Annotated in this window: 10 protein-coding genes; 1 reads left to right on the forward strand and 9 read right to left on the reverse strand. The window is 53.5% G+C overall.

Annotated elements, in window-relative coordinates; all coding sequences use genetic code 11:
• Positions 1 to 24: 24 nt before the first annotated feature.
• The 9 genes from GSQ70_RS20800 to serC all read right to left on the reverse strand — a co-directional run bounded on the left by GSQ70_RS20800 (position 25) and on the right by serC (position 12,071).
• The gene (locus tag GSQ70_RS20800) at positions 25 to 1,233 is read right to left on the reverse strand and encodes a winged helix-turn-helix domain-containing protein (RefSeq protein WP_158784294.1); all 1,209 of its coding nucleotides are present in this window, start codon (positions 1,231 to 1,233) and stop codon (positions 25 to 27) included.
• A gap of 44 nt (positions 1,234 to 1,277) precedes the next feature.
• A complete protein-coding gene (gene lpxK, locus GSQ70_RS20805; protein ID WP_158784295.1) occupies positions 1,278 to 2,273 on the reverse strand; it encodes a tetraacyldisaccharide 4'-kinase in 996 nt (331 codons plus the stop codon).
• Positions 2,270 to 4,018: a lipid A ABC transporter ATP-binding protein/permease MsbA gene (gene msbA / locus GSQ70_RS20810; RefSeq protein WP_158784296.1), complete on the reverse strand. Its 1,749-nt coding sequence runs from the start codon at positions 4,016 to 4,018 to the stop codon at positions 2,270 to 2,272. Before msbA ends, lpxK begins: the two co-directional genes overlap by 4 nt.
• A gap of 34 nt (positions 4,019 to 4,052) precedes the next feature.
• The gene (locus tag GSQ70_RS20815) at positions 4,053 to 6,311 is read right to left on the reverse strand and encodes a ComEC family protein (protein WP_158784297.1); all 2,259 of its coding nucleotides are present in this window, start codon (positions 6,309 to 6,311) and stop codon (positions 4,053 to 4,055) included.
• Positions 6,312 to 6,571: 260 nt separating this feature from the next.
• Complete coding sequence (gene ihfB, locus GSQ70_RS20820; RefSeq protein WP_013201528.1) at positions 6,572 to 6,856, reverse strand: integration host factor subunit beta; 285 nt, start codon at positions 6,854 to 6,856, stop codon at positions 6,572 to 6,574.
• Positions 6,857 to 6,942: 86 nt separating this feature from the next.
• The gene (gene rpsA / locus GSQ70_RS20825; RefSeq protein WP_158785405.1) at positions 6,943 to 8,616 is read right to left on the reverse strand and encodes a 30S ribosomal protein S1; all 1,674 of its coding nucleotides are present in this window, start codon (positions 8,614 to 8,616) and stop codon (positions 6,943 to 6,945) included.
• Between the two features lie 106 nt (positions 8,617 to 8,722).
• Positions 8,723 to 9,412, reverse strand: a complete 690-nt coding sequence (cmk, locus tag GSQ70_RS20830; protein ID WP_158784298.1) for a (d)CMP kinase — start codon at positions 9,410 to 9,412, stop codon at positions 8,723 to 8,725.
• Positions 9,413 to 9,619: 207 nt separating this feature from the next.
• A complete protein-coding gene (aroA, locus tag GSQ70_RS20835) occupies positions 9,620 to 10,906 on the reverse strand; it encodes a 3-phosphoshikimate 1-carboxyvinyltransferase (protein ID WP_158784299.1) in 1,287 nt (428 codons plus the stop codon).
• Positions 10,907 to 10,985: 79 nt separating this feature from the next.
• Positions 10,986 to 12,071 (reverse strand): 3-phosphoserine/phosphohydroxythreonine transaminase, encoded by a 1,086-nt coding sequence (serC, locus tag GSQ70_RS20840; protein ID WP_158784300.1) that lies wholly within the window; start codon positions 12,069 to 12,071, stop codon positions 10,986 to 10,988.
• 308 nt (positions 12,072 to 12,379) lie between these two features.
• On the opposite strand from serC, the gene ycaO reads away from it, so the two are divergent.
• Positions 12,380 to 14,137, forward strand: a complete 1,758-nt coding sequence (ycaO, locus tag GSQ70_RS20845) for a 30S ribosomal protein S12 methylthiotransferase accessory factor YcaO (RefSeq protein ID WP_158784301.1) — start codon at positions 12,380 to 12,382, stop codon at positions 14,135 to 14,137.
• Positions 14,138 to 14,342: the final 205 nt, after the last annotated feature.

The raw sequence follows: 14,342 nt of genomic DNA on the forward strand, positions 1-14,342 counted from the left end.
GAAGGTTACTCCGCGCTTAAGGTGTTACACCAGCCAGTTTTTTTGCCACCCGGCAGCCAGCTCTGGAGGCAGTTTATCCAGCACCACTGATTCGGCTCCCTGCCAACGGGCAAATCGTAAAATCGCCTGCTGTACATCATCCAGCAGCGCCTGGCTCACCTGCACATTTCGCTCCAGCCAGATCTGCCTAATCAGCAGCACCTTCTCCTTGCGCAGCATTTTTGCATCCAGCCGCCCTTTCAGCGCCCCACGATGCAGAATGGGCAAGACAAAATAACCGTACTGACGTTTTTCTTCCGGTGTGTAACACTCAAGGCGGTAATCAAAGTTAAAAAGTTCCAGCGCCCGCTTGCGATCCCAGACCACCGGATCAAAAGGCGAAAGCAATGTGGTATGAGTGGCTCGGGGGAGGGCTTCCAGCAGAGGTAACAGGGAGTGATGCAGATAACATTCTCCTAATGTTTCCACCTCGACCGGAATGACTTCGCCAGTTTCAAGCCAGCTTGCCAGCGCAGCTTTCACCGGCGCACGTTTCAGGCGGTAGTAATCCGGCAGCCAGGCGGCACGGAACAGGCCCAGGCTGGCGGCGCTGTTTTGCAGCATCTGCTGAATGGCCTCACCCTCTTCCAGCGCGTGCAGTTCATCATTCCAGTCCGGCAACACATTCTGGCGAAGATCGTACACCCGCTGAAAATTACGCCGCTCCGTAACCATCAACTCACCGGCAGTGAATAAATTTTCCAGGTGCCGTTTATGAGGTTTCCACGCCCACCAGCCCGGTTTCTGCCCTTCAGGTGCAGCGAAATCAGCCGATCTTACCGGTCCGTTCTGCGCAATATGTTCCAGCAGTTCGGTGATCTCCTGCTGCCAGTTTTCCACCCACTCGCTATTGTATTTCCAGCCCATATACTGCGGATTGAGCATACGATGCCGCAGCAAGGGGTAGTCTTCGCTGGGAATAAAGCAGGCTTCATGCGCCCAGTATTCAAACAGGTTGCCGCCGGAAAGGGCCTGCTCAAGCCAGACCTGCGGATAGTCGCCCAGGCGGCTGAACAAGACCAGGTAAGGACTGCGCGCCACCACGTGGATAGTGTCAATCTGCAGCAGCGACATCTGGCGGATTGTGGTCAGAAGATCTTCAAAGCGGGCTTTGCGTCTGGCCGGACGCAACAGTCCCTGGGCAGCCAGGTGCAGTTGACGAGCCTGATTCAGTGTGAGCGAGGGAGAAGACATAACGCACCTTAATAAAAAGATGCATATAAGTTTAGCGCGTTTATTCAGCGTGTTAGCAACTTTTTAACCTGAAGCGCGACAATCCTGTTCAGTAAGGCATCACTTTCAGCCTGCGGCAGCTGCGCATCAACCGGCAGATACCACCAGTTATCCGCAGCAAAATGCCGGGCTTTGACCGCGTCTTTTTCAGTCATCAGCAATATCTCTCCTGCGGACACCAGGGAAGCTAGCTGAGGTTGAGTATAATCCTGATGATCGGCAAACGGCACCTCTCTGACCGGCACGACCCCTTGCTGACGGAGCATGGCAAAAAAACGGGGGGGATGACCAATACCCGCCATTGCCACCACATTTTCCAGCTCGTTCAGTGGAACTGTTTCACCTGTAATGAGATTTGCCGCCAGTCCTGGCCGTAGCTGCATTGGCAGCTCGCCTGGCTGAGCATTGCCACCATTGGCGATCACTGCATCAACGCTTTTCAGACGGGAAGCACTTTCACGCATCGGCCCGGCAGGCAGCCACCATCCATTGCCGAAGCGCCGCTGACCGTCCACCACCACAATTTCAAAATCCCGCGCCAGGGCATAATGCTGCAGGCCGTCATCAGTGATGATCACATCCACTTCACCGCCCTCCAGCAGAGCCTGAACAGCCTCTTTTCTGACCGGGGAAACCGCAACAGGGGCACCTGTACGCTGGTAAATCAGCACCGGCTCATCACCTGCCTGCCGGGTGGAAGTCTGGTCGTTAAGGACCAGGGGATAATGATCAGCCTTGCCACCGTAACCACGGGAAACCACGCCGGGCCGCAGACCGCGCTGCTGCAATGCCTGTACCAGCCAGATTGCAACAGGCGTTTTGCCGTTGCCGCCTGCGGTGAGATTCCCCACGATAACCACCGGTACGGGTGCCCGCCAGGCCTTGCGCCAGCCCAGGGTGTAGCTGAGACGGATTAGCGTCGAAATCAGCCCGTACAGCCAACTGAGTGGCAGCAGCAGCACATATAGTGCTGAACGGCCACTCCAGAGCCTCTCAATCATTGGCCGAACTGCATTTTGTGCAACTGAGCATAAACCCCTCTTTGCTCCAGCAGGTCAGTATGGCTGCCGCGCTCAACAATATGACCGTCCTCTACCACCACAATCTCATCGGCTTTTTCAATAGTGGAAAGACGGTGCGCGATAACCAGCGAAGTGCGGTTTTTCTGCAGTTCATCCAGCGCCGCCTGAATAGCACGCTCTGATTCGGTATCCAGCGCTGAAGTCGCTTCATCCAGAATCAGGATCGGACAGTCGCGCAGCAAGGCGCGGGCAATGGCAATACGCTGGCGCTGACCGCCGGAAAGCAGCACGCCATTCTCGCCAATGACCGTGTCCAGACCTTTATCCATCTTATTGATGAAGTCCATGGCATGCGCCATCACTGCGGCTTTCTCAATATCCTCGCGCGTGTACTTTTCGCTTCGTGCATAGGCGATATTGTTGGCAACCGTATCGTTGAACAGGTGAACATTCTGCGAGACCAGTGCGACCTGATTACGCAGCGAGCTGAGGGTATATTCCCGCAAATCGTGACCGTCCATCAGGATCTCACCCTGCTGGATATCGTAAAAACGGGTCATCAGGCTGGCTATGGTGGATTTACCAGAGCCGGAGCGTCCCACCAGCGCCAGCGTTTTCCCTTCAGGGATCGACAGAGTGATGTTATGCAACGCCGGTGTTTCACGGCCCGGATAGGTAAAGGTGACGTTACGGAATTCCACATCGCCTTTAGCACGCTCAATGGTGCGGGTGCCGGTATCGGTTTCCTGCTCACTGTCCAGAATCGAGAACAGCGTCTGGCAAGCTGCCATCCCGCGCTGGAACTGGGCGTTAACGTTGGTCAGCGATTTCAGCGGACGCATCAGCGCGATCATTGAGGAGAAGACCACGGTAATGGTACCGGCAGTCAGCGTTTCCATCACGCTCGGGAAGCTTGCAGCATAGAGCACGAAGGCCAGTGCCAGAGAAGCGATCAGCTGGATAATCGGGTCAGAGATAGAAGAAGCAGAAACCAGCTTCATCCCCTGCTGACGCATGCGGTTGCTCACGCGGTTAAAGCGCTCGCTCTCGATTTCCTGACCACCGAAAATCAGCACTTCTTTGTGCCCTTTCAGCATCTGCTCAGCGCTGGTGGTGACCTGCCCCATGGTGTTCTGCATGGTTTTGCTGATATTACGGAAACGTTTGGAAACCGTGCGAATAGCAAAAGAGACGATCGGTGCCAGCAAGATCAGGATCAGCGACAGCTGCCAGCTATAGTAGAACATCATGATAAACAGGCCGATGATCGACGCACCTTCACGAACCACGGTCACCAGCGCGCTGGAAGAGGAGGACGCAACCTGCTCGGAGTCATAGGTGATACGGGACAACAGGGTCCCGGTTGACTGCTGGTCGAAAAAGGCGACCGGCATCCCCATCATATGGCTGAACAGGCGGCGACGCATCGACATCACCACGTTACCCGACACCCAGGAGATGCAGTAGCTGGAAATATAGCTGGTCACACCACGAATCAACATCAAACCGATAACGGCCAGTGGCATCCAGATCAGAACCGAAGAGTTCGCCTTACCGAAACCGTCATCCAGTAACGGTTTCAGCAGTGACAGCATTAGTGTATCGCCCGCCGCATTAAGTACCAGCGCTACCGCAGCCACAATCAACCCCGTTCTGAAAGGTTTGATCATTGGCCAGAGGCGACGGAATGTCTGCCAGGTGGAGAGATCTTTATCCTGATGCATTATTTAACCAGTTCAATTGAAATAGCCGCTCATTCTACCTGGAATAACGTGGTACGCCAAACCACTGATGGTACCAACGGGGTAATATTTGTTCTCTTAACCCTGAAACCATCCAGTAATCGTTGAAAAATTGTACGCTGATCTGTCCGTTTACCGCCGTGTCATACCAGCGATACTGGTTCTCCGCATAGCGCCTGATAACACGTTCTGCGGGCAGTTTCCACGCGCTGTATCGGGCAGCAGAGGCCAGTGCTACCCGCCCGGCCACTGCCCTGAGCAAGGGCGGTGAAGAGGACGTTCCGCTGCCATGATGGGGAACCTGTAAGATATCTGCCCGGAGCCGATCGCGATAAATACTGACCATTTTCAGCTCCGCCGGTGCTTCAATGTCCCCTGTCAGCAACACGCGCCATTTACCATCACTAACGGCAATCACACAGGACTGATTGTTGCCAGACTGCGCTTCACGCTTTAGCGGCCACAGCACCTGAAAATTTAACGATTGCCATTGCCAGCCCACCCCTTTATGGCACGGCAAATGCCCCGACCTGCCCGTATCACTGCGCAGGGCCGCTTGTGGGAATACTTTGAGCAGACTTTCCAGCCCGCCGGAATGGTCCAGATGATCGTGACTGAGGATGATTTGCTCAACATCCATTCCCTGCCATTTCAGCCACGGCAGGATCTGGCTGGTTGCTGCGTCTCCGCCATCCCAGCGGTTTCCGGTGTCGTAGATGATCGCGCTATTGTGCCGCGATATCACCACCGCCAGACCATGCCCGACGTCCAGCATATCCAGCCGCCAGTCAGGCACTTTCACGTTCATTCGCCACAGCAGCAGCGACAGGCACAGGCTGAGTGCCGTGACCGGTGAGCTCCGCCACCAGCAGAAACGCCAGACCACCACCGCCATCCAGGCCAGCAGGCTCAGCCATAAAATCTTAGAGTTCACCGTAACCCAGCCAGCCGGTAATGCCCGGAGCGGAATGAAGACCAGCTCGAGAGTCCGGTCAGCCATCCACCACAGGAGTTCACTGACGGATGGGATCATATTGGTTACCGTCGCGCAGAGGATTAGCGGTACCGTCAGTAAAGTGATAACCGGGATCGCCCAGAGGTTCGCAACCAAAGCACTCAGGCTGATGCCGTGAAAAATCAGCATCTGCAACGGCATCAGCAGCAGGAACATCCCCAGTTGCAAATGCAACAGTTGCACCACCAGCCAGCGTTTCTTACCCACAAACCGCCGCGACAGAGGAAACCAGTGATACCAGAACAGCAGCCCGGCTACCGCCATTGCCGACAGCCACAGACTCTCTGACAGTACACTCAGCGGATCAAAAAGCAAAATACAGCCTATACAGACTCTCCATACCTGCCAACTGCTGCAACATTTACCACGCAGTCGCAGCACACTCCACACGCCAAGAGCCAGCATGGCCCTCGCGGCAGGTGGATTCCCGCCTGAAAGCCAGGTATAAGCCATGGCGACCAGCAGGCTGAATAACAGTGGAAAACGGTATCCAATCCGGTGAGCGGGCAAGGCTATCTGGATCCCACGGGCAATCAGCCAGCCCAGACTGGCGGCCAGACTGATATGCATTCCGGAGATTGCCATCAGGTGTGCCGTGCCGGTCTCCCTTAGTAACTGATTCATTTCCCGACTGACGTCACCACGTTCGCCAAATGCCAGCGCAGTAATCATTGCCTGCCATGGCAGCTCACCATAACGCTGCTGACTGCTGCGAATAACCTGCTGACGCCAGTTACAGCCAGTTCCAACTGGTTGCAGGGACAGAATCTTGCCCGTCAGTGGCGTACTGTTGGCTATTGCATACCTCTGTGAATCAAAACTGCCTTCGTTGAGCCGGGCATGCACCGCTCTCAGCCTGAGTTTCATCTGCCAGAGCTGGCCAGCACAGAGTGGCTGCTCGTGTTGCGGAAAGCTGACCGTGGCATAAATCGGCGGGAAGATTTGCCTGTCCGCGATACTGAGGATCCTGAGTTTGACCCGACCCGGCTGAAGCTGTTCAATCCTGACCATCGCCTCCTGTGGCCTCGACGTCAGAAACTCAACATGTTGCAGTAAGGTCCGCGCGGGCGAAATGGCCCACAGAAAGAGCAGTATTAAAATCGCTCCTTCCTTCAGCATCCGGCAGCGACTGCTGCTCAGGGAAACGGCAATAATGATCCAGAGCAGGTCATATTTCGCTTCCGGCAAGCGGGGAAGAAAGCAAAGGGGAAGCGTCGCGGCGATTATCCACATCGCCAGGCGGCTCAGGCTGTAAGGCATCGCTGGCACTCCTGTTAACCATCAACCGGAGTGTGTCGCCGTGAGCGGAGCAATGCAGCCTGCTAATTGACCAGGCCAGAGCAGGGTCACACGAAAGTTATTCTGGTTGCCGGGTTCGGACAAAATTTTGCGGGCAAGCTTCCGGAACAAACATCAGCATCGGATTCTGCAGTATCCACTTACGTTCTCTGTCCTGCCCTGAAATTAAGGCAAAAAAAAACGACACCTGAGTGTCGTTTTATTGCTGCAATGCGTAAGCCTTAGCCGTAGATATTTGCGCGATCGCGCAGCTCTTTGCCTGGCTTGAAGTGTGGAACGTATTTACCTTCCAACTCCACTTTATCGCCCGTTTTCGGGTTACGGCCAGTACGAGGTGCACGATAGTGCAAAGAAAAACTGCCGAAACCCCGGATTTCAATGCGTTCGCCCTGCGCCAAAGTGGTCGCCATGTGCTCAAGCATTTCTTTTACCGCATCCTCAACGACTTTCGCCGGAATATGAGAGTGCTGGCCAGCAAGTCTTTCAATCAGTTCTGACTTGGTCATAAATCCTCCGGTTAATCCCTACAGGAAAAAGCTCTGACAGTAACGGCTATTTCAGGGCGGCGATTGCCGCCCTGTTGCAAGCGCAATTACTCGCCTTTAGCTGCTTTAAATGCTTCAGCCATGGCGTTAGAGAAGTTACCTTCTTCCTGTTTAGCGTTCACAGTATTGATGGCTTCTTTCTCGTCTGCCTGGTCTTTAGCACGTACAGACAGGCTGACAACGCGGTTTTTACGGTCAACGCCGGTGAATTTAGCTTCAACATCGTCGCCAACATTCAGAACCAGAGTTGCGTCTTCTACGCGGTCAACAGAGGCTTCTGAAGCGCGCAGGTAACCTTCAACGCCATCAGCCAGTTCAACTGTAGCACCTTTAGCGTCAACAGCAGTTACTTTACCGTTAACAATAGCACCTTTCTTGTTCAGAGAGATGTAGTTGTTGAACGGATCTTCTGCCAGCTGCTTAACGCCCAGAGAGATGCGCTCGCGCTCTGCGTCAACCTGCAGAACCACAGCGGCGATTTCGTCGCCTTTCTTGTATTCACGAACTGCTTCTTCTCCAGTAGCGTTCCAGGAGATGTCAGACAGGTGAACCAGGCCGTCGATGCCGCCGTCCAGGCCGATGAAGATACCGAAGTCAGTAATAGACTTGATTTTACCTTCAACGCGGTCGCCCTTGTTGTGGGTTTCTGCGAACTGCTGCCATGGGTTAGATTTGCACTGCTTCAGACCCAGGGAGATACGACGACGTTCTTCATCGATATCCAGAACCATAACTTCAACAACATCGCCAACGTTAACAACTTTGGACGGATGGATGTTTTTGTTGGTCCAATCCATTTCTGAAACGTGCACCAGGCCTTCAACGCCTTCTTCGATTTCAACGAAGCAGCCGTAGTCGGTCAGGTTGGTCACGCGACCAGTCAGTTTGGTGCCTTCTGGGTAACGCTTAGCGATAGCGACCCATGGATCTTCGCCCAGCTGTTTCAGACCCAGAGAAACACGGGTACGTTCGCGGTCGAACTTCAGCACTTTAACAGTGATTTCGTCGCCAACGTTGACAATTTCGCTTGGATGCTTAACGCGCTTCCATGCCATGTCAGTGATGTGCAGCAGGCCGTCAACGCCGCCCAGATCAACGAATGCACCGTAGTCAGTGAGGTTCTTAACGATACCTTTAACTTCCATGCCTTCCTGCAGGTTTTCCAGCAGCTGATCGCGCTCTGCGCTGTTTTCGGATTCGATAACCGCACGACGTGAAACCACCACGTTGTTACGTTTCTGATCCAGCTTGATTACTTTGAATTCAAGCTCTTTGCCTTCCAGGTGCAGGGTGTCACGCACCGGACGCACATCAACCAGGGAACCTGGCAGGAACGCACGAATACCGTTCAGCTCAACAGTGAAGCCGCCCTTGACTTTGCCGTTAATAACACCGGTAACAGTTTCAGCATCTTCGTAAGCTTTTTCCAGCGTGATCCAAGCTTCGTGACGTTTAGCTTTCTCACGGGACAGCAGAGTTTCACCGAAGCCGTCTTCTACTGCGTCAAGCGCTACGTCAACTTCGTCGCCTACCTGGATTTCCAGTTCGCCAGCTGCGTTCTTGAACTGCTCTGCAGGAATTGCAGACTCAGATTTCAGACCCGCATCAACCAGAACGATGTCTTTGTCAATAGAGACAACAACACCACGAACGATGGAACCCGGGCGGGTTTCGATTTCTTTCAGGGACTCTTCAAAGAGTTGAGCAAAAGATTCAGTCATATTGATAATCTTATGATTCTTCAATTTAACGTCCACCTGACATCCTGACGGGTGGGGTTGTTTCACATGCCCCATGACATCCATATCAAAGGGTTAAAAAAATCGGTTACTGCTGCGGCAAGGACAATTTTTCACGCGCATATTTAAGAGAAGTTTCAATCACTTGCTCTATTGACATGCTGGTTGAATCCAGCACCAGCGCATCACTTGCCGGTCTTAGCGGCGCAATGGCGCGATTACGATCGCGGTCATCACGCTCCTTTATCTCAGATAAAAGGCGCTCAAAGTTAACACTAAAGCCCTTCTCCTGCAACTGTAGCATACGGCGGTGAGCACGCTCTTCTGAACTGGCGTCCAGGAAGATTTTGACCGGTGCGTCAGGGAAAACCACCGTGCCCATATCCCGTCCATCAGCAATCAGACCGGGCAGCTCGCGGAAGGCTCGCTGGCGACGAAGCAGCGCCTCACGCACCCGGGGGAATGCTGCCACTTTGGACGCCGTATTACTGACATCCTGGGTGCGGATTTCACCGGATACATCTTCTCCCTCGAGAATCACTTCCATCTCACCATTGGTTGAGACAAAGCGAACGTCCAGGTGTGCTGCAATAGGGACCAGAGCCTCTTCAGACGAGATATCCACCTGGTGGTGCAAAGCGGCCAGTGCCAGCACGCGATAGATTGCGCCTGAATCCAGCAGATGCCAATGCAACGCCTCGGCCATTGCTTTACACAAGGTCCCTTTACCTGCACCGCTGGGGCCATCAATGGTGATCACCGGGGCTAAAGCCGTCATCTCATTCTCCTGTCGGTGGGATGTCTGTTTAACCTGCTCAGACAAATATCGACGCGCATTATACGCTGCAACAGCCCAGATCGTTACCCCATAAGCATAGACGCACTCAAATTAATCAGCCTTTTCGGACCAATTTCAGGGCGAATTCCTGCGCAGGGCGTGATTTAGTTCGCACCCCGCTGCACAACGTGCAGCGGATTTACAGATTTATGCCAGCTGACTGAGGCGAGCGAGCTGCTCAAAATAGTCGGGGAAGGTTTTTGCGGTACATTTCGGATCGAGAATGGTCACCGGCGTGGTTGAAAGCGCCACCAGTGAAAAACACATTGCCATACGGTGATCGTTATAGGTCCCAATTTTTGCATACCGGATAGTTTCTGGCGGAGTGACGCGAATATAGTCGTGTCCCTCTTCCACTTCGGCACCCACTTTCCGCAGTTCTGTCGCCATGGCGGCCAGACGGTCGGTTTCTTTTACACGCCAGTTATAGATGTTGCGCATCACTGTTGTGCCTTTGGCAAACAATGCTGCCGTAGCAATGGTCATTGCCGCATCCGGGATATGGTTCATATCCAGATCGATAGCCTTCAGTTCACCGCGGGTACAGGCAATAAAGTCATCACCCCACTCAATCGTCGCCCCCATTTTCTCCAGCACGTCGGCAAAGCGGATATCGCCCTGCATGCTGTTGCGGCCAATACCGGTGACCTTAACAGTGCCGCCTTTGATAGCCGCTGCGGCCAGGAAATAGGAAGCAGATGAAGCATCTCCCTCAACCAGGTATTCGCCCGGCGAAACATATTGCTGATTACCGGCAACGTGGAAGACGCTGTAATTCTCGTTTTTAACCGTAACGCCAAAGGTCTTCATCAGATTCAGGGTGATATCGATATAAGGTTTGGAAACAAGATCGCCCTCGATCACAATTTTGGTGTTGGTCGGTGCCAGCGGAGCCGTCATCAGCAACGCCGTCAGGAACTGGCTGGATACACTACCGTCGACGGAGACTTCCCCTCCGGCAAAACCACCCTGCAACCGCAGCGGCGGATAATCCTGCTGTTCAAGATACTCTACTTTAGCCCCCCCCTGACGCAGCGCATCGACCAGATGGCCAATTGGACGCTCTTTCATCCTTGGCTCACCGGTCAGCACAATGTCACTGGCACCCAGGCAAAGTGCGGCAGCGAGAGGACGCATTGCGGTCCCCGCATTGCCCAAAAACAGTTCAAGCGGTTTTTCCGCATGCAGCGGGCCACCCTGACCGGTCACCTCACATACCGTACGATTGTCAGACAGCGTATAGCTGACCCCTAACGCCTGCAGGGCGTTAAGCATATGGCGTACATCATCACTGTCCAGCAAATTGGTCAGGCGAGTGGTGCCTTTAGCCAGCGCAGCCAGCAATAAAGCGCGGTTAGAAACGCTTTTGGAACCGGGTAAATTAACGGTGCCATCCACCAGTGCGATAGGTTGTAACGTCAGGGATTCCTGCATGTGAAACTTATTCTCCAAATAAAATGCAATAAAACCTCGCGATGCGAGGTTTCAGAGAGTTCAGACCGGGATCTTGCGCTCAGCCATGGCGGCGCTCAAAGTCGATCATAAAATCAGTCAGGGCCTTTACCCCTGCCAGCGGCATAGCGTTGTAGATGGAGGCTCGCATGCCGCCTACCACACGGTGGCCTTTCAGTGCATGCAGACCTGCAGCAATTGATTCGTCCAGGAACACCTTATCCAGGGAAGCATCCGCCAGTTGGAAAGGAACGTTCATGCGCGAACGGTTGCCACGAGCCACATCGTTGCGATAAAAATCACTTTTGTCGATCACGCCATAGAGCAGATCCGCTTTCGCCTGGTTGCGCTTGTCCAGTTCAGCCACGCCGCCCTGCTCTTTCAGCCACTTGAACACCAGGCCGGAAAGATACCATGCAAAAGTCGGAGGGGTGTTAAACATTGAGTCGTTTTCGCTCAGCACCTGGTAATCCAGGATCGAAGGCAACTCTTTTTTCGCCTTGCCCAGCAGATCTTCACGTACCACGACCAGCGTCAGGCCAGCCGGACCGATGTTTTTCTGCGCACCGGCATAAATCACGCCGTAGCGGCTGACATCAATCGGGTGGGACAAAATGGTTGATGACAGGTCGGCAACCACCACTTTATCACCAAAATCCGGCTCTTCATTAATCGCGATACCGTCAATGGTTTCATTAGGGCAGTAGTGCACGTAGGCGGCGTCATCGGACAGTGCCCAACTGCTCATCGGGGTAACCGCCCTCAGGCCATCAACGGTGGTTTTAGCATCAATGACATTTGGCGTGCAGTATTTCAGCGCTTCTTTGATTGCGCTGTGCGCCCAGTAGCCTGCATCAACATAATCTGCCGTTGTGTGGTTCCCCAGCAGGTTCATCGGGATAGCCGCAAATTGGGCACGGGCACCACCATGGCAGAATAATACTTTGTAATTGGAGGGGATTTTCAGCAGATCGCGAAAATCTTTTTCTGCCTCTTCAGCCACCTGAATGAACTCTTTACTGCGATGGCTGATCTCCATCACAGAAGTCCCTAAACCCTGCCAGTTACAGAGTTCCTGTTCGGCACGACGCAGCACTTCCACCGGCAGCATTGCCGGGCCGGAGCTAAAATTGAAAATCTGACTCATTTCCCCTCACCACTTTCAGATCAATCGATTTCGATTCTGCTATCGGTTTTATCACTGCCCTGGCCGGGCTGCAATGTTTAATCCGGTCAACCGACCAGTTCTTCGCGTTGCTACGCAACAGCTTGTAGGGTGAATTGAAACAATGTCGATATTTTGTGAAGCTGTTCCAGCGATCGCTGATTTGCCCCTCACATCCGGCGGGAAAACTGCCAGAATAGCCGCCATCAAATCACCCAGCCGGATAGCGAATCAGGCGGAAACCCCGTATCATTGCGCGCTTTCGGCACAATCCAAAACGAGTGGGCACTATGACGCAAACGTATATCCCAGGCAAAGACGCCGCGCTGGAAGACTCTATCGCACGCTTTCAGCAAAAATTACAGGATCTGGGCTTCAATATTGAAGAAGCTTCCTGGCTGAACCCGGTACCTCATGTCTGGTCGGTTCATATTCGCGACCGCGACTGCCCGCTGTGCTTCACTAACGGTAAAGGCGCCAGTAAAAAAGCCGCGCTGGCTTCCGCGCTGGGTGAATATTTCGAGCGCCTGTCGACCAACTACTTCTTTGCCGATTTCTGGCTGGGTAAATCCGTGGCCGAAGGGGATTTTGTTCACTATCCTAATGAAAAATGGTTCCCGCTACCGGAAGATGACAGCCTGCCACAAGGCATTCTCGATCCGCGCCTGAGCAAATTTTACGACCCGGAACAGGAAGTGAGTGCCAGCGATCTGATCGATCTGCAGTCCGGCAATAGCGATCGGGGGATCTGCGCCCTGCCGTTTACCCGCCAGTCAGATCAGCAGACCGTCTATATTCCGATGAACATTATCGGCAATCTCTACGTGTCTAACGGCATGTCCGCAGGTAACACGGCGAACGAAGCTCGTGTACAGGGTTTGTCTGAGGTCTTTGAGCGCTACATTAAAAACCGCATTATCGCCGAATCCATCAGTCTGCCAACTATTCCGGATGAAGTACTCAACCGTTACCCGGGCGTGGTGGAGGCCATCGCCAGACTGGAAGCGGAAGGTTTCCCAATCCTCTCTTATGACGCCTCGCTGGGTGGCAAGTATCCGGTTATCTGCGTGGTGCTGTTTAATCCGGAGAATGGTACGTGCTTCGCCTCTTTCGGCGCACACCCGGATTTCGGCGTCGCGCTGGAACGTACCGTCACCGAACTGCTGCAGGGCCGCAGCCTGAAAGATCTCGATGTGTTTACGCCGCCCACTTTCGATGATGAAGAAGTGGCCGAGCATGCAAACCTGGAAACTCACTTTATCGATTCCAGCGGGCTAATATCCTGGGATATGTTCAAGGATGACGCCGACTATCCATTTGCTGACTGGAGCTTTGCCGGCACCACCGAAGAAGAATTCGCCACATTGATGGCAATCTTCGATTCGGAAGATCAGGAAGTGTATATCGCCGACTATCAGCATCTGGACGTCTACGCCTGCCGTATTATTGTGCCTGGGATGTCAGATATCTATCCGGCCGAAGATCTGCTGCTGGCCAACAACAGCATGGGGGCTTATCTGCGCGAAACCCTGCTCTCGCTGCCTGAAAGCAACTGGGAGAAAGAGGACTATCTGGCGCTGATTGAGCGTCTGGATGAAGACGGCCATGACGACTTTACCCGCGTCCGTGAGCTGCTGGGCCTGGCGACCGGTAAAGATAACGGCTGGTATACCCTGCGCATTGGTGAACTCAAGGCGATGCTGGCCCTGGCCGGTGGCGACACCGATCAGGCTTTGATCTGGACCGAATGGACCATGGAATTCAACGCTTCCATCTTCACTCCAGCCCGTGCGAATTATTACCGCTGCCTGCAGACTTTACTGCTGCTGAGCATGGAAGAAGAACGCGATCCTGTGCAGTACCACAATGCCTTCGTGCGGATGTATGGTCAGGAAGCCGTTGAGGCAGCTTCGGCCGCCATCAGCGGCGAAGCGCCATTCTATGGTCTGCAAAGCGTGGATGAAGATCTGCTGGCCTTCCCGGCCCATCAGTCATTGCTGGCAGCCTATGAAAAACTTCAGCAGGCAAAACGCCGCTACTGGAAATAATGCTTAGCTGGCGGCCTGCAATATAAAAGCAGGCCGTCATTCATTCAGATCCACTCCAGGAAGATTCCATGCCGCTTAATTTTCATTAAAAGTTAATAAAAGGTGAGCCAGATATTTTAAAAAAACCACCATGCAACATTCCGGACATATTTCTCTTTTGTTTTTCACCTTCCAACCCGTGCATTTCGTGCTCTATTCAACTTTT

Origin of the sequence: Pantoea sp. BAV 3049, from assembly GCF_009765445.1 — a bacterium.
Taxonomy (GTDB): Bacteria; Pseudomonadota; Gammaproteobacteria; order Enterobacterales; family Enterobacteriaceae; genus Erwinia.